Origin of the sequence: Mesorhizobium sp. Root554 (assembly GCF_001427025.1) — a bacterium.
Lineage (GTDB): Bacteria > Pseudomonadota > Alphaproteobacteria > Rhizobiales > Rhizobiaceae > Mesorhizobium.
In genome coordinates this window covers 81,069-96,847 of the sequence record NZ_LMGA01000001.1, presented here as the reverse complement: position 1 = coordinate 96,847, position 15,779 = coordinate 81,069, and the positions used below count along the sequence as shown (strand labels likewise).

The window sequence follows — 15,779 nt, the reverse complement described above, 5'->3', positions numbered from 1 at the left end:
TGGGGTTACCCGGCGATCGGTTCAGGCGCGTCCAAGCCCGGTCCGGCGTGCGAATTTCAGCCGACAGGACAATTCGGTTTGGGCGCACCCGGCAGCTTGCCATCGCCATGGCCCGCCATTTCCGGGTTCAGCTCGTAGATCGGCCCGGTGACCAGCGGCTTGTCGGGCAGGATGGTCTGGTCCTGGTCGGAAACAAGCGTGGTTTTCAGGGTTTGCAACACCGTTCCTTTGGCGTCCTCGATGCGAATTGATACCGCATAGGGCTTGTCCTTGACGACGCAGGTGAGCGGCGGGCTGGTCAATGTCTGATGCTGAAGCTTGGGCCATATCTTCTGGGTCACGACCAGGGGCGGGCCGCCGGCCGGATTCTCGAAATCGACGATGGCGGTTTGATCGCTGGCCATCGGGCGCAAGGGCTTCAGCGTGACGACATAGGTGGCGATGCCCAGCCTGTAGTTGAATTCGAACAGCCGCCCCGAAACGGCGAAGAAATCGCCGTCGCCTGAATCCCGGCAGCCGCCGAGCAGCAAGCCCGCCGAGAGAATCAATGCCGCAAGCGCGGAGCCTGAAATCAGCCTCGACATGTCAGCGGTCCTTCCTGGTTACAACGCCCGACGCATCGCCATTCGCCGCCATACGCCGGCGATAGTGGCGGCTGGCCTTGCGTCGGTTGCCGCAGACGGCCATGTCGCACCATTGGCGGCTGGCGTTGCGGCTGCGGTCGATGAACAGCCAACCGCAGTTGGGGCAGATGCGCAGCCGCGACAGCCGGCCCGGTTCGAGCAGGGACAGCGCCGATACCGCAAGCGCCGCCTCAAAGGCGAGCGGGGTTGCCGCATCGCCGAAGGGACGCTCTGGAGTTGCGGCGAACGGGATGCCGCCAAGACCTTCGGCACATGTCCGCAAAAGAGTCGCCAGCGCAGCAGACTGGATGACATCTTCCGCAACAGCTTCGCGAAACAGTCGGTCGGTGGCCTCGCGGATGGCAAGCACGACCGGCGCGATCCGGCGCGGCGACGCCGCCTCGACCCGCCGGCCACCCAGTTCCTCCGAGCGGAATATGGAGGCCGCTTCGGCAAAGCGTGCGATCTCCTCCGGCTCGGCGAAACGGTCGAACGTCTTGTCCGGATCGCCACGCAGGACGACGGTATTGGCGGCATCCAGCGCCAATGCGCCGCCGCTGAAGCGATGGGATGTCCACGAAACAGGCATGGCATAATCTAACCTGCAAAATAGCTTTGACAAGTTATAATTTGGTGTGCACTCTGGCCTGACCCCGACGCACCGGCGCCGTTGGACAACCCATGCTCTACTTTTTCCAACAGCTTCTGAACGGGCTGCATTCGGGCATGCTCTACGCCCTGCTCGCCTTCGGCTATGCGCTGACCAACGGCATCCTGCACCGCACCAACCTCGCTTATGGCGGGCTCTTCGCCTTCTGCGGGCAGACGATGATCCTGGCGGCCGTGTATGGTTACCAGACGCTCTGGCTGACGCTGCCGGCGAGCATCGTCCTGGCCATCGCCATCGCGTTCGCCTATGCGGCGCTGGCGAGCCGGTTCCTGTCCGGCGTCGTCCTCGAACCGCTGGCCAAGAGTTCGCCGAACACGATCGTCGCGGCGACGCTGGGCGTATTGCTGGCGCTGATGGAAATGGGGCGCATCGCCGCCGACACGCGCGATCTATGGCTGCCGCCGATGTTTGCAGGCCCCGTCGTGTTCGCCGAGGCAGCGGGCTTCAAGGTCACGCTTACCGTCATCCAGTTGGCGAATTGCGCGGTCGGCGTCGCGGCAATCGGGCTTTGCGGCCTCTATCTTTCACGCTCACGCTTCGGCCGTTCATGGCGCGCCGTTTCCGACGATCCGGCTGCCGCGGCGCTTTGCGGCGTGGACGTGCGCGCCGTCTTTCGCACGGCCGTGATGGGCGGCGGCCTTTGCGCCGGGCTGGCCGGCGTGCTGGCGGCGCTTTACTACGGCAATATCGGGTTTGGCGCGGGCCTCATCTACGGGCTGAAAATCCTGTTCGTGACAGCGGTCGGCGGTTTCCTATCGCCAACGCGCGCGGCAGCCGGCGCGGCCGCTTACGGCATCGCCGAATCGCTCTGGGCGGGCTACTTCCCGATCGAGTGGCGCGATGCCTGGATGTTCTTCCTGCTCGTACTCATGCTGGTTCTGGCCGGCGGCGGACACGACAACCGCAAAGCCGCGTAAGTCTCAGACTTTGGTTCAATGGCGGCGGCGCAACCGCTTCTATGACGCCACGGCGCTGTTGATCGGCGCGGCGACGAGTTGACGCGCTCGTCGGCGAACGTCATACCCGTTATCAAAGGCGCGCTGTAGAAATCCGGGGTTCGCGGCAGCGTCTAATTTATCCATGGGAGGATTTGAGATGGCCTTTCTCAATGCCGTCATTCAATCGCCGACTGCCTTGTCACTAGCCATCCTTCTCCTGATCGTGATCGTCGCCATTGTCTGGACGACGATCTACGACACGCGGATGTCGGTGCTTCTGGGCATTTCGCGGGCTGTTGACTGGACGAACGAGACGATCGGCAAATGGGTGTCCTGGCTGATCCTGATCTCGATCCTTGTCAGCGCCAGCAATGCCGTGATCCGCAAGGCGCTCAACAGCTCATCCAACGCCTGGCTGGAACTGCAATGGTATCTGTTCGGCGCGGCCTTCCTGCTGGCGGCCGCCTATACGCTGAAGCAGAACGAACACATCCGCATCGACATCGTCTACGGCATGTTCTCACGCCGCGTTCAGCACTGGATCGATCTGCTTGGGCACCTGCTGTTCCTCATGCCCTTCGTGGTCCTGATGGTTTCTTACCTGTTCCCCTACGTTCTGCTGTCGTTCAGGAGCGGCGAGGTTTCGGGCAATGCCGGCGGACTGATCATCTGGCCCGCGAAAATGATGCTCCTACTCGGCTTCCTGCTACTCGGTTTCCAGGGTGTTTCGGAGATCATCAAGAAAGTCGCCATCATGTGCGGGCTGATCGACGATCCGAATCCATTCATATCCGTGCACGAACAGGCTGAACTCGAAGCAAAAGCCCTCGCCGAGGAGGTCCGCTCGTGATCGAGTTCATCGCGCAGAACATGGCGCCGATCATGTTCCTCTCGCTGATCGTCTTCCTGCTGATCGGCTACCCGGTGGCATTCTCGCTCGCCGCCAACGGTCTGCTGTTCTTCCTGATCGGCGTCGAGCTGGCGCCATTCTCAAGCGGCTCGATCAACCTGTCCTGGCCGCTGCTTTACGCCCTGCCCGAGCGCTTCTATGGCGGCGTCATGGCCAACGACACGCTGCTGGCCATACCGTTCTTCACCTTCATGGGAATCGTGCTGGAACGCTCCGGCATGGCGGAGGACCTGCTCGACACGATCGGCCAGCTTTTTGGCCCCGTTCGCGGCGGCCTGGCCTATGCGGTGATCTTCGTCGGCGCACTGCTTGCCGCGACAACCGGCGTGGTCGCCGCGTCCGTCATTGCGATGGGCCTCATCTCGCTGCCGATCATGCTGCGCTACGGTTACGATCGCAGGGTCGCTACGGGCGTCATCGCCGCGTCGGGTACGCTGGCGCAAATCATTCCGCCGTCCCTGGTGCTTATCGTGCTTGCCGACCAGCTCGGCCGTTCGGTCGGCGACATGTATGCCGGCGCGCTTATCCCCGGCCTGGTCCTGACCGGCCTCTACATGGGCTACATCCTGATCATGTCGATCGTCCGGCCGCAGTCGGTTCCTGCCTTGCCCCTGGAAGCGCGAACGCTGGGCCATGGCGTTACCTCGCTGCTGGTCGCCCTGGCGGTCGCCGTCGCGGTCGGCTACGGGGCCTATGTCTACCTTGCGCCCACGCATGGCCCTGACGCCGATATCCTGGCGATGGTCGCCGGCGTCGTCTTCATCTATATCGTCGCACTTCTGGACAAGACATTCAGCTTCAACATGATGTCGCGGCTGGCGCAGCAGGTGATCATCGTGCTGATCCCGCCGCTGGCGCTGGTGTTCCTGGTGCTGGGCACGATCTTCCTCGGCATCGCCACGCCGACCGAAGGCGGCGCGATGGGCGCGGTCGGCGCGCTGATCATGGCCGCGATGAAAGGCCGGCTCAACCTTGACGTCATCCGGCACGCGCTCGCCTCGACCACCCGCCTGTCGTCCTTCGTGCTGTTCATCCTGATCGGCGCGCGCGTCTTCTCGCTGACCTTCTACGGCGTCAACGGACATCTGTGGGTGGAGCACCTGCTCATATCCCTGCCGGGCGGCGAGATCGGATTCCTGATCGCCGTCAACCTTCTCGTGTTCTTCCTGGCGTTCTTCCTCGACTTCTTCGAACTCGCCTTCATCATCGTGCCGCTGCTGGCGCCGGCCGCTGAAAAACTGGGCATCGACCTGATCTGGTTCGGCGTGCTTCTGGGCGTGAACATGCAGACCAGCTTCATGCACCCGCCCTTCGGCTTCGCGCTGTTCTACCTGCGTTCGGTGGCGGCGCGCGTGCCCTATCTCGACCGCATCACCGGCAAGCAGATCGCGCCGGTGACGACAGGCCAGATCTATTGGGGCGCGGTGCCTTTCGTCTGCATCCAGGTGCTGATGATCGGCCTCACCCTCGCCTTCCCGCAGATGGTGATGCACTACAAGGGAACCGTGGTCGATCCGAAGGACATCCAGATCACCCTGCCGCCGCTGAGCGGCGGCGGATCGGGCCTCGGCCAGCCGGGAGGCTTCGGCCTGCCGCCTCTGGGCGCGCCGGCGCCGACGGCGCCCCCGGCAGGTGGAGGCGCCGTGCCGGCCAATCCATCAGCTCCCGCTGCCCCTGCGGCGCCGGCTGCGCCGAACCTGTCGCAGCCGCCAAGCTTCAACTGACGCCGCGCGACAGCCGGCTGACATTCAAACAAAGAAAAACCCCCGGAGCGGCGCTCCGGGGGTTTTTCGATAGGTCGATCGATCAGCGCTTACAGCTTGTTGCCGCGTTGCTGCACCATCATGAAGGTGTCGTAGTTGTATTCGGCGATCTGCATGTTGAGATAGTAGTCCTTGCGGAAGCCGACGATCGATTCCCAGATTTTCTTGAACAGCGGGTTCGAAGCGGACATTTCGCCATACACTTCATTAGCCTTGTCGAAGCTGGCCGACAGGATTTCCTGGCTGAACGGACGAAGCTGGGCGCCGTTGGCGACAAGCTGCCGGACCGCGGCCGGATTCTTGTAGTCGTACTTCTGCAGCATGTCGGCGTCGGTGGCCTGCGCGGCGGTGCGCAGAAGCGATTTGTAGTTTGCCGGCAGCGCCTCGTACTTGCCCTTGTTGAACATCAGGTGGACGGTCGGGCCGCCTTCCCAGAAGCCGGGATAGTAATAATAGGGCGCGACCTTGTAGAAACCGAGCTTTTCGTCGTCATACGGACCAACCCATTCGGCAGCGTCGATCGTACCCTTTTCCAGCGCCGGATAGATATCGCCGCCGGGAATGTTCTGCGGCACCAGGCCGAGACGCTCCATGACCTTGCCGGCGAAGCCGCCGATGCGCATCTTCAAACCGTTGAGATCGGCGACCGTGTTGATCTCCTTGCGGAACCAGCCGCCCATCTGCACGCCGGTGTTGCCACCGGGGAAGCCGACGAGACCCTGGGTGCCGAGGAACTCGTTGAACAGGTCGATGCCGCCGCCATGGTAGTGCCAGGCATTCATGCCGCGCGCGTTGAGCGAGAACGGCACCGCTGCGCCCAGCGCATAGGTCGGATCCTTGCCCCACATATAATAGGCAACGGTGTGGCAAGCCTCGACCGTGCCGGCCGCGGTCGCATCGGAAGCCTGGAAGGCGGGAACGAGTTCACCGGCCGCGAAAACCTGGATCTGGAAATTGCCGTCCGTGGCTTCCGAAAGCATTTTGGAGAACACTTCGGCACCCCCGTAAATCGTATCGAGCGACTTCGGGAAGGACGAGGCGAGACGCCAGGTGATCTTCGGGTTGGACTGGGCGATGGCCGGTGCTGCAAGCGTCGTGACCGCTGCGGCGGCGCCGACGCCGGTGGTGCCGGCCTTCCTGATAAATGAGCGACGATCCATGAATTTCCTCCCTTAAGTGATGACGAAGCTGACCCCGCTGAAGCGCCTGAAATTTAGGCCGGCTTGAAGGGACAATACACGCGCAAGAACGCGAGTCCAGCGGGCGACGCCATTCCAGCAGACGGCCTGGCGGGAATTTCCGATCTCGCGAAAGGCGTCTACAACTATAGTCTAAACGCCCCGCTCAGCCTGTGTCGCAAGCAGGCAGGCACGGCATGGCAAAACGCCTTGCGATCGCCTATTTTTACAGCAATCTGGACAGGACTAACGAGGTCTTCCGCCGCCATGATCCAACCGCTCGTCGCCGTCTCCACCGATGTCCGCCAATTCGAGAACTACCGCTGGCATGCGGCCCCGCAGCAGTATCTGGAGGCGGCGGTCGCCGGCGCGGGCGTGCTGCCGGTGCTGTTGCCGTCATTCGGCGACAGGCTGGATCTCGACGAACTGCTCTCGGCGGTCGACGGCGTCATGATCACGGGATCTAAATCCAACGTCCATCCCTCGCTCTATGGCGGCGATGCCAGCGAGGCGAACGGACCTTACGATCCGGATCGCGACGCGACGACCCTGCCGCTGATCTGCAAGGCGGTGGAACGCGGCGTGCCGCTGCTCGCCATCTGCCGCGGCATCCAGGAAATGAACGTGGCGCTCGGCGGCACGCTGGCCACCGAAATCCAGGACCGTGAAGGCTCGCTCGACCATCGCGCGCCGGCCAGCGAAAACCAGGACGAACGCTTCGCCATCCGCCAGAGCGTCAGCATCAAGCCCGGCAGCTGCCTGGCCGGCGTGTTCGGCGCCGGCGACATCATGGTCAATTCGGTCCACCGCCAGGCGGTCGACCGGCTCGGACCGGCGCTGCAGGTGGAAGCGGTCGCCGAAGACGGGACGGTGGAAGCCGTCTCGGTTCGTGACGCGCGGGCCTTCGCGGTCGGCGTGCAGTGGCATCCGGAATACTGGGTGCAATCCGACAACGCCTCGCAGCGCGTCTTCAAGGCGTTCGGCGACGCCGTGCGGGCGCACGCAGCGGCGAAAGGCGGGTTGCGGACGGCGGCCAAGTAGCGATCAAGCAGCCTGCGGTAACTTTACGATCTTGCGAACCATCTGGGCGATTTCTTCGTTGGAATGACTGTCCAGAACTTCCACGAAGTGAATGCCTGCCTTTCGTAAGGCCTCGCGTTTTATGGCATCTCTCGCGGCGGCACTTCCCTGATGATGCCCGCCCCCCTGATATTCGATCGCGGCCACAGCTTCGCCGTAAGGGCCAAGGATGAGCACGTCGACGCGTTTGCTGTTGACGGCAAAATAAGCCTTGGTGTCGTCCGAACCCACGATTTCCCCAAGGCTTGTTTGTGACAGAACGCGATATCCCCTGCGGAGAGTGGAAACTTCGGATTCCACCACCTTGAACACTCGATATTCGGATTTGTTCATGACCTTCTTCTTGTAAAAGGAAGCCGCCATGACGTATCGGAGCTGACTTGCAGCATCAGGGTGTTTGAACAACGAAAATTTCTGCGGATTCGGCGTCTTCAATAGAATAATCAAGCAACAGACGGCGCAGCCTGCCAGAACGATCAGAATTATCGTGTCCATAATGGATTGCCCGCCCAAGACCAAGACAACCTACAGTTTAGGACATTTGCTTTATATTTTGCTTTTCAGCATCGCTCAAAATTTACGCGATTTCGCTTTAGAATTGTCGACGCTTATTGCGACGCCGCCATCGAAAGCAGGGGAAGCGCCGGCTGGTAGGACTCGTAGCCTTCGCCATCGGCAGCCGCGAAGACAACAATCGGATCGACGCCGTTTTGGCTGAACGAGACCGTGCCGTCGTCGTTGTCACGCCAGAATTTTGCCCGTTCAAGGCCGGGAAGCAGTTCCCCGCAGCCCGGATCGACGTTCAAGGCTGAGATGGCCGAAGATGTTTGCCGACGTTCCACCGTGCAGGCCTGTCCGCCATTCGCGACGAGCCTATAGGCGCCAGCAACAGAAGCAGGCCGCGACGGCGGCGCATCGGCTTCGAGCTTCAAAATGTGAGCGCCACCATAGACCGCCGCAGCCGCCACAATGGCTCCAAGCACCTTCATCGTCGCATACCCACGCCCAAGCAGTTGAATCCATAGTGGATTCCAAGGCATTAAACAGAGGTTAAACGGACGCGAGCAGCGTTAATGAATGTGGCGAAGCCGGCTCAGCCGGCTGGCTTCATATCGGCCGTTTCCGGCACCGGCGTCAACGCCTTGCCTTCGGAGAACCACGAGACGAGGTTGTCGACGCAAAGATCCGCCATGGCCTCCCGGGTGTGATGCGAGGCGGAAGCGACGTGGGGCAGCAGCACCACATTCGGCAGATCGAGCAGCGCCTGCGGCACGTTCGGTTCACTGGCGAAGACATCGAGGCCGGCGGCAGCGATGGCGCCGTCCGTCAGCGCCTGCGCCAAGGCCGGCTCATCGACCGTGCTGCCCCTGCCAATGTTGACAAAAACGCCGTCCGGACCCAGCGCCTTCAGCACCTGGGCGTTCACCGCTTTTTCCGTTGCCGGCGTTCCCGGCGCGACCGAGACCAGCGTATCAACGGCCTGCGCGAGACCTTCCAACGTATCGTGATAGGCGTAAGCGACGCCTTCGACCGGCCGGCGGTTGTGGTAGGCGATGGTGAGGCCGAACGCTTCCAGCCGTTTCGCGATGGCAAGGCCGATACGGCCCATGCCGAATATGCCGGCCTTGCGCCCGCGCAAGGTCAACCGGCTCAAAGGGTAGTTGCCTTCGCTCACCCAGCGCCCCTGCCGCAGCCATTGCTCGGCGCGCGGCAGTTCGCGCACGGTGTTGAGCAACAGGGCGACCGCCGTGTCGGCGACTTCCTCGGTCAGCACATCGGGCGTGTTCGTCACCATGACACCGCGGCTGGCGGCATGGCGCGCGTCGATGCCGTCATAGCCGACGCCGAAATTCGCGATGATCTCGAGATTGGGCAGCGCATCGATGATGGAGGCGCCGATCGCGATTCCGCCGGCCATGCCGCGAATGGCCGCCTTGTCGTCGGCGGACAGCGCCGCCAGGTCGGAACTTTCCAGCGGGATCGCCCGAAACGTTCGCCTTATTCTCTCGGCGGCATGGCTGTGAAGGCGGGCGGGCAGCAGGACCGCCACATCCGACAAAACTGACGTCATTTACGAGCGCTCCACCGGCCTGCCGGTAGACTGTCGCACATGCAGTTCCGGCTTGATGAGTTCCTGCGACAGACGCACCGTCTGTCCGTTCAATTTGTCCAGAAGGGCGCTGGCGGCGCGGCGGCCGACCTCGCGCTGGCCGTTCCAGACGGTTGTGAGCGCCGGCGTGGCGATGGCCGCTTCCTCGAGATCGTCATAGCCGGTGACGGAAATGTCGACGCCCGGCACCAGCCCGGCGCGGGAAATGCCGTTCATCAGGCCGATGGCGACGAGGTCGTTCCAGCAGCAGGCGGCGGTGGGCCTGTCCTTCAGCGCCAGGAACTGGCCGGCGGCCTCGAAACCGGCCTGCTTGGTGCGCGGCCCCTGGATGCGCCAGGCCGGATTGACCTCGAGCCCGGCCGTCTGCATGGCGTTCAGATAACCCTGATAGCGGTCACGGCCCGTCGATGTCTGGTCGGTCGCGCCGATCATGGCGATGCGCTTGTGGCCAAGCGAGATGAGATGGTTGGTGGCCAGCGCGGTGCCGTAGGCGTCGTCGCCGCGAAACACCGGCACATGGGCGTCCTCGACATCGCGGGCGATCAGCACCGCCGGCAACCCGTTCTCCTCGGCCATCAGGATATCGGAGGCCGGCGTGTCGATGGCCGGCGACATGATGACGCCATCGGCGCCAAGCTGCAGCAGCGTGTCGATGAAGGTGCGCTGCTTGTCGAGCTGATCGTAGTGATTGGACAGGATGAAGGTCTGCCGGCTGCGGTCCAGTTCGCTTTCGATGGAGCGCAGGATTTCCGCGTAGAAGGGGTTCATGATGTCGTGGACGACGACGCCGACAATGCCCGAGCGCGAGGTGCGCAGGCTGGCGGCGCGGCGGTTGTAGATGTAGCCGATTTCGCGCGCGTGTTCCTTGATGCGTTCCCGCGTCGCGCCGGCGACCAGCGGGCTGTCGCGCAAGGCCAGCGATACCGTCGCGGTCGAAACGCCGAGCGCGTCCGCGATCGTCGAAAGCTTGATTTTCTGTGCCAGTCTCCGCCTCCCGGACCCCAACATTTAAACTGTTTAAATCCGGCTTAGACATCCCTCCGGGGCAAATCAAGCTTTTTTGCCAATTCATCGGTTTCGGCCGCGAGCGCGGCCCGGTTGTGTACCCGCAGCCGATGTTCGCGGTGGACGATATAGAGACCGCCGGCGACGATGACGGCAGCGCCGACAATCGTCCATCCGTCCGGCAGCTGGTTGAAGATCAGCCAGCCGAAAGCGATCATCCAGATCATCTGCGAATAGGGATAGGGAGCGAGAGCCGTCGCCGAAGCCATGCGGTAGGCGATGATGAGCAGATAGTGGCCGACGCCGCCGAAGACGCCGAGCATGCAGATGATGAACCAGTGCCAGCCGTCCTGCGGCAACGACAACGGCAGCGCGAAGGCCGGCAGCAGCAGGATCGTCGGGCACAGCGCCGCATAGAGGATGAGGCTTTCCGACGTCTCTTTCGCGCCCATGCGCCGGGTCATGATGACATAGAGCGAGTTCGACAGCATCGAGCCCAGCGCCAGCAGATGGCCGACGCCGAAGACGCCGACACCGGGCCGGGTTATGATAACGACGCCGACCAGGCCGATCAGGATGGCGATCCAGCGGCGCCAGCCGGCCCATTCGCCAAGCAGCGGACCGGCAAGCGCGGTGATGACCATCGGTCCGGCGAAGAAGATCGACATGGTTTCGGCCAGTTGCATCGTGCGCAAAGCGATGATGTTGAGGATCGTCGCTCCGAACAGGAACAGGCCGCGCAAGATATGCGCCGGCAGATTCGCGGCGCGGAAGCGGATCGGCTCGCGCCAGCTGCGAAACACCACCAGAACGATGACGACATGGACGGCGAAGCGGGTCCAGGCAACGAACAGCGGCGACACGCCGGCCAGCACCAGATACTTGCTGCTGGTGTCGAGGAAGGAAAAGAGCAGGTAGGAGGCAAGGATGAGGGCGATCGCAACAGGCGGCGTCGCGCCTTCATCCAGTCTGGCGGGAACAGTCAATTTGGCGAGCCGAACGGGGGTTTCATTTCAAGCCTTCTTCGCGGGTTCCGCGCCCGCTCACAAGGCCCCAATGCAAACTTACACGAATCGTCAGGCAAATCCCGGCTGTGTGCCAATCGGCGGCGGATAGCTGGTATTCGGTCCGAAACCCCACGTCACAGCCGCCTGCCCGGCTTATTCCTCGGTGTCGGCGTCGTCCTCTTCGACGAAGGCCAGCCGGTCGTCAGAGAGATTACCTTCTATGCGCGACAGCAGCTTCGAGAGCGTCTTCTGGTCCTTCTTGTCGAGGCCCTTGAACGCCTGTTTTTCGGTCTTGCGCACCGACTTCTTGATGGCCTGGATGGTCTCGCGCCCGCCTTCGGTCAGAAAGATATGCGCCTGCCGCGCATCGGAGTTGGAGGCGCGCTTCTCGAGGAAGCCCTGCGCCTGAAGCCGGTTTATGGTTTTCGTTATCGTCGGCGGACGCACGCCCAGCCTGTCCGCCAGAGTACCGGGCGTCTGCCCATCCTCACGGTCGAGCGCCAGCATGATCTGGTCCTGCCCGGCATAGAAACCGTGCGCCAGAAGGCGCGCGGCAAGTGCGGTTCGCGCCAGCCGCGCCGCCGAATGCAGCCGGCTCATCGTCGTGCCTGGATCAACCTTGGCCATGGTCACCCCTCTCTGACCGCGCTCCCCGCAAGCACAATAGCCGCGATCGGCGCTTTGCAAAACGCGCCGCCGGCAAAGAAACAATTTGCCGGCAAGCGTTATGTGGTTCGCAAGCGCTAATGGCAGATGTTTATTTCAGTTAGATGACAAACGAATTTTGGCCGCGGCGGTCCTGTGTCCCCTGTAAGGCGAAGCCGCGTCCAGACCAGCGCTCTCCATCAGCGCATTGCCCAGAACACCATGTCTTCAATCGCTGATAACGGCATCCTGGTTGGCCCGAAAATTTGGCAGGCGCGGACGGGTTTGACAGGTGCAAACAGGCGAGCGGCATCCTATATGGGAGCCTCCATCGCAGTTCGAGGCTTGACATGAGCGAAGCACAGACGCAGATCCCCGTAACCGTCCTGACCGGCTATCTCGGCGCCGGCAAGACAACCCTGCTCAACCGCATCCTGTCGGAGAACCATGGCAAGCGCTACGCGGTCATCGTCAACGAATTCGGCGAGATCGGCATCGACAACGATCTGATCGTGGAATCCGACGAGGAAATCTACGAGATGAACAATGGCTGCGTGTGCTGCACGGTACGCGGCGACCTGATCCGCGTCGTCGAGGGCCTGATGCGCCGTCCCGGCCGCTTCGACGCCATCGTGGTGGAGACGACCGGCCTCGCCGACCCGGTGCCGGTGGCCCAGACGTTCTTCATGGACGAAGACGTGCGCTCCAAGACTAGGCTCGACGCCGTGGTGGCGTTGGTCGATGCCAAGCATTTGCCGCTGCGGCTGAAGGATTCGAAGGAGGCCGAAGACCAGATCGCCTTCGCCGATGTCGTCGTGCTGAACAAGACCGATCTGGTGACGCCGGAGGAACTGCGCGCCGTCGAGGCGACCATCCGCGCCATCAACCCGGCGGCGAGGATCCACCGCACCGAACGCTCGGGCGTAGACCTTTCGGAAGTGCTCGACCGCGGCGCATTCGACCTCAAGCGGGCGCTGGAAAACGATCCGCATTTCCTTGAAGCCGACGAGCACGCGCACCACGACCATGACGGGCACGACCATGGGCACCATGGACACGATCATGCGCATCCCGCCGCGATCCACGATGTGACGGTGCAGTCAGTCTCGCTGCGGGGCGGCGAGATGGACCAGAAGAAGTTCTTCCCCTGGATCGAGAAGGTCACCCAGATGGAAGGGCCGAACATCTTGCGGCTCAAGGGCATCATCGCCTTCAAGGGCGACGACGAGCGCTATGTCATCCAGGGGGTGCACATGATCATCGAGGGCGACCACCAGCGCGCCTGGAAGGACGGCGAGGCGCATGCGACCCGGCTGGTCTTCATCGGCCGCGACCTCGACGCCGAAAAGCTGAGGAAGAGCTTCGAGGCGTGCCAGGCCGCCTGACCCTCCAGCTTGCGAAGTATCTCCTGCCCCTCATTCGCCCGCCGGCCCTTCTCTGCGTGAAACAGGGAGAAGGGATACCTGCCGCAACGTTGGCGACCCCTCTCCCCGTCCTTGCCGGGAGAGGGTAAGGGTGAGGGCAGCACAAACCTGAAACGGAATAGTCTGGACTATGCCCACAGTCGCCCCGCTCGATCTTTCCGGCCATTGCGTGGCCGCCGTCTTTCTCGGCAATGTGCCGCATTTCGCGCTCGCCGACGGTTCGATCCACCGGCTCGACAACGGCCACAAGACCGAACAGGTGCATGACGGATTGCTGGCGGCGGTTCTCGACCCGGCCGGCGACCGGCTGATCACCGGCGGCGAGGATGGCAAGGTGTTCGCCGTCACAGCCGGCGGCAGCGCACAGGAACTGGCGAGCGCCGGCAGGAAGTGGATCACCAGCGTCGCCGCCGGGCCGCAGGGCGCGATCGCCTATGGCAGCGGCAAGACCGCCTTTGTCCGTTTCGCCGACGGCAAGGTGAAGGACTTCCAGCATCCACGCTCGGTAGAGGGCGTTGCCTTCGCGCCGAAAGGCATGCGCATCGGCGTCGCCCGCTACAATGGCGCGACGCTGCATTTCCCCGCCGCCGAGGGCAAGCCGGTGGAATTGGAGTGGGCGGGCGCGCATACCGGCATCAGTTTCTCGCCGGACGGCAATTTTCTCGTCACCACCATGCAGGAGAATGCGCTGCATGGCTGGAAGCTGGCCGACGGCAAGCATATGCGCATGTCGGGCTACCCGGCCAAGGTCAAAAGCCTGTCCTGGGCCGCCAAGGGCAAATGGCTGGCGAGCGCCGGCGCGCCGGCGGCGATCGTGTGGCCGTTCCAGGCCAAGGACGGGCCGATGGGCAAGGCGCCGCTGGAACTCGGCACGCGCGGCAACACCATGGTGACCTGCGTGGCCTGCCATCCCAGCCAGGACGTCGTCGCCATCGGCTATGAGGACGGCATGATCATCGCCGCGCGGTTCGCCGACGCCAAGGAAGTGCTGCTGCGCCGGCCGGGCAAAGGCGCGATCACGGCGATGATGTGGGACAAGGCCGAGCAGCGCGTGGCTTTCGGAAGTGCTGCCGGCGATTGCGGCGTGATCGACATCACCGCCTGACGCCAGGCGGCCCTGCCGCGGAAAAATCCCTCCCTGTGTAAAATTTTATAGCGGGATAGCGTGTCGGAACATATCATGAACGAATGGCTATCCTCTCAACCCGCGAAAAGCTCGCCATCCTTTCGGATGCCGCCAAATACGATGCCTCGTGCGCCTCGTCGGGCGCGGGGAAGCGCAATTCGCTGAAGAGCGGCGGCATCGGCTCGACCGAGGGCATGGGCATCTGCCATTCCTACGCGCCGGACGGTCGATGCATCTCGCTCCTGAAGATCCTGCTGACCAATTTCTGCATCTACGATTGCAGCTATTGCATCAACCGTTCGTCCTCAAACGTCCGCCGCGCCCGTTTCACCGTCGATGAGGTGGTGAGACTGACAATGGACTTCTATCGTCGCAACTATATCGAAGGCCTGTTCCTGTCCTCCGGCGTGGTGCGTTCGCCGGACGAGACGATGGGCGAAATGGTCGAGGTGGCGCGGCGGCTGCGGCTGGACGAGAAGTTCGGTGGCTACATCCATCTCAAGACCATTCCCGAATGCTCGCAGGAATTGATCGAGAAGGCCGGGCTCTATGCCGACCGGCTGTCGATCAATGTCGAGCTTCCGACCGACGAAAGCGTCAAGCGTTTCGCGCCGGAGAAGCGGCCGGAAACGATCCGGCTTTCCATGGCGAAGCTTCGCGAGAAGATGGAGGAAAAAGCCGAACCGACTCTGAAGACGAAGACGCGTGAGCGTTTCGCGCCCGGTGGTCAATCAACCCAGATGATCGTCGGGGCGGACTCGACCTCCGACGACGGCATTTTGAAGACCAGCGCCCGGCTCTACGGCAGCTATCAGTTGCGCAGGGTGTATTACTCCGCCTTCAGCCCGATCCCGGATTCGTCGGCCGCCCTGCCGGTGCGCAAGCCGCCGCTGATGCGCGAGCACCGGCTGTACCAGGCCGACTGGCTGATGCGGTTCTATGGCTTTTCGCAGCCGGAGATCCTGCAGGGCAGCGCTGACGGCATGCTCGATCTCGCCATCGACCCGAAGCTTGCCTGGGCGCTGCGGCACCGGGGCCTGTTTCCGGTGGATGTGAACCGCGCCGACCGCGAGACGCTGCTGCGCGTGCCGGGCCTCGGCACCAAGGTGGTGGACCGCATCATCGCCACGCGCCGGCATCGGCGTCTGCGGCTTGAAGATGTCGGCAGGCTGGCGAAATCCATCGCCAAGCTGCGGCCCTTCATCGTCGCGCAAGGCTGGTCGCCCGGCGGCCTGACCGACCAGGCGGCGCTGCGCGAAACGATCGTTTCCTCCTGCGAACAGTTGTCGCTGTTTTGACG

The 15,779-nt window shown here is 63.0% G+C and carries 16 protein-coding genes; 7 read left to right on the top strand and 9 right to left on the bottom strand.

The features are described 5' to 3' along the window. Positions 1-56: 56 nt before the first annotated feature. A complete protein-coding gene (locus ASD44_RS00460; protein WP_056107272.1) occupies positions 57-584 on the bottom strand; it encodes a hypothetical protein in 528 nt (175 codons plus the stop codon). Between the two features lies 1 nt (position 585). Further along, positions 586-1,212 carry a CGNR zinc finger domain-containing protein gene (locus ASD44_RS00455; RefSeq protein ID WP_056107269.1) on the bottom strand — a complete coding sequence of 209 codons (627 nt, stop codon included), beginning with the start codon at positions 1,210-1,212 and terminating at the stop codon, positions 586-588. A gap of 92 nt (positions 1,213-1,304) precedes the next feature. Between ASD44_RS00455 and ASD44_RS00450 the strand changes: the two genes are divergently transcribed. The 3 genes from ASD44_RS00450 to ASD44_RS00440 all read left to right on the top strand — a co-directional run bounded on the left by ASD44_RS00450 (position 1,305) and on the right by ASD44_RS00440 (position 4,865). Further along, on the top strand, positions 1,305-2,210 hold the full coding sequence (locus ASD44_RS00450; protein WP_056107266.1) for a branched-chain amino acid ABC transporter permease: 906 nt from the start codon (positions 1,305-1,307) through the stop codon (positions 2,208-2,210). A 286-nt stretch (positions 2,211-2,496) separates the two neighbouring features. Then, complete coding sequence (locus ASD44_RS00445; RefSeq protein WP_056115152.1) at positions 2,497-3,081, top strand: TRAP transporter small permease subunit; 585 nt, start codon at positions 2,497-2,499, stop codon at positions 3,079-3,081. After that, positions 3,078-4,865 carry a TRAP transporter large permease subunit gene (locus ASD44_RS00440; RefSeq protein WP_156459728.1) on the top strand — a complete coding sequence of 596 codons (1,788 nt, stop codon included), beginning with the start codon at positions 3,078-3,080 and terminating at the stop codon, positions 4,863-4,865. The genes ASD44_RS00445 and ASD44_RS00440 overlap by 4 nt, the downstream gene beginning before the upstream one ends. Positions 4,866-4,954: 89 nt before the next feature. On the opposite strand, the gene ASD44_RS00435 is transcribed toward ASD44_RS00440, so the two are convergent. Beyond that, positions 4,955-6,064: a TRAP transporter substrate-binding protein gene (locus ASD44_RS00435; protein WP_056107262.1), complete on the bottom strand. Its 1,110-nt coding sequence runs from the start codon at positions 6,062-6,064 to the stop codon at positions 4,955-4,957. Between the two features lie 285 nt (positions 6,065-6,349). Here ASD44_RS00435 and ASD44_RS00430 point away from each other — a divergent pair, with 285 nt between their 5' ends. Then, the gene (locus ASD44_RS00430) at positions 6,350-7,123 is read left to right on the top strand and encodes a gamma-glutamyl-gamma-aminobutyrate hydrolase family protein (protein ID WP_056107259.1); all 774 of its coding nucleotides are present in this window, start codon (positions 6,350-6,352) and stop codon (positions 7,121-7,123) included. A gap of 3 nt (positions 7,124-7,126) precedes the next feature. On the opposite strand, the gene ASD44_RS00425 is transcribed toward ASD44_RS00430, so the two are convergent. The 6 genes from ASD44_RS00425 to ASD44_RS00400 all read right to left on the bottom strand — a co-directional run bounded on the left by ASD44_RS00425 (position 7,127) and on the right by ASD44_RS00400 (position 11,911). Beyond that, a complete protein-coding gene (locus ASD44_RS00425) occupies positions 7,127-7,657 on the bottom strand; it encodes a DUF2726 domain-containing protein (RefSeq protein ID WP_056107256.1) in 531 nt (176 codons plus the stop codon). Positions 7,658-7,770: 113 nt separating this feature from the next. Continuing rightward, positions 7,771-8,151, bottom strand: a complete 381-nt coding sequence (locus ASD44_RS00420; RefSeq protein ID WP_056107254.1) for a hypothetical protein — start codon at positions 8,149-8,151, stop codon at positions 7,771-7,773. 104 nt (positions 8,152-8,255) lie between these two features. Continuing rightward, positions 8,256-9,233: a 2-hydroxyacid dehydrogenase gene (locus ASD44_RS00415; protein ID WP_056107252.1), complete on the bottom strand. Its 978-nt coding sequence runs from the start codon at positions 9,231-9,233 to the stop codon at positions 8,256-8,258. Next, positions 9,234-10,256, bottom strand: a complete 1,023-nt coding sequence (locus tag ASD44_RS00410) for a LacI family DNA-binding transcriptional regulator (protein WP_056115148.1) — start codon at positions 10,254-10,256, stop codon at positions 9,234-9,236. It lies immediately after the preceding gene. 44 nt (positions 10,257-10,300) lie between these two features. Next, complete coding sequence (locus tag ASD44_RS00405; protein WP_156459727.1) at positions 10,301-11,263, bottom strand: DMT family transporter; 963 nt, start codon at positions 11,261-11,263, stop codon at positions 10,301-10,303. A gap of 174 nt (positions 11,264-11,437) precedes the next feature. Continuing rightward, positions 11,438-11,911: a MarR family transcriptional regulator gene (locus tag ASD44_RS00400; RefSeq protein ID WP_056107248.1), complete on the bottom strand. Its 474-nt coding sequence runs from the start codon at positions 11,909-11,911 to the stop codon at positions 11,438-11,440. A gap of 368 nt (positions 11,912-12,279) precedes the next feature. Here ASD44_RS00400 and ASD44_RS00395 point away from each other — a divergent pair, with 368 nt between their 5' ends. The 3 genes from ASD44_RS00395 to ASD44_RS00385 all read left to right on the top strand — a co-directional run bounded on the left by ASD44_RS00395 (position 12,280) and on the right by ASD44_RS00385 (position 15,777). Then, complete coding sequence (locus ASD44_RS00395; protein ID WP_056107246.1) at positions 12,280-13,314, top strand: GTP-binding protein; 1,035 nt, start codon at positions 12,280-12,282, stop codon at positions 13,312-13,314. A 169-nt stretch (positions 13,315-13,483) separates the two neighbouring features. After that, positions 13,484-14,458, top strand: a complete 975-nt coding sequence (locus ASD44_RS00390) for a WD40 repeat domain-containing protein (protein ID WP_056107242.1) — start codon at positions 13,484-13,486, stop codon at positions 14,456-14,458. An 83-nt stretch (positions 14,459-14,541) separates the two neighbouring features. Then, a complete protein-coding gene (locus tag ASD44_RS00385) occupies positions 14,542-15,777 on the top strand; it encodes a putative DNA modification/repair radical SAM protein (protein WP_056107240.1) in 1,236 nt (411 codons plus the stop codon). The last annotated feature ends 2 nt before the right edge of the window (positions 15,778-15,779 follow it).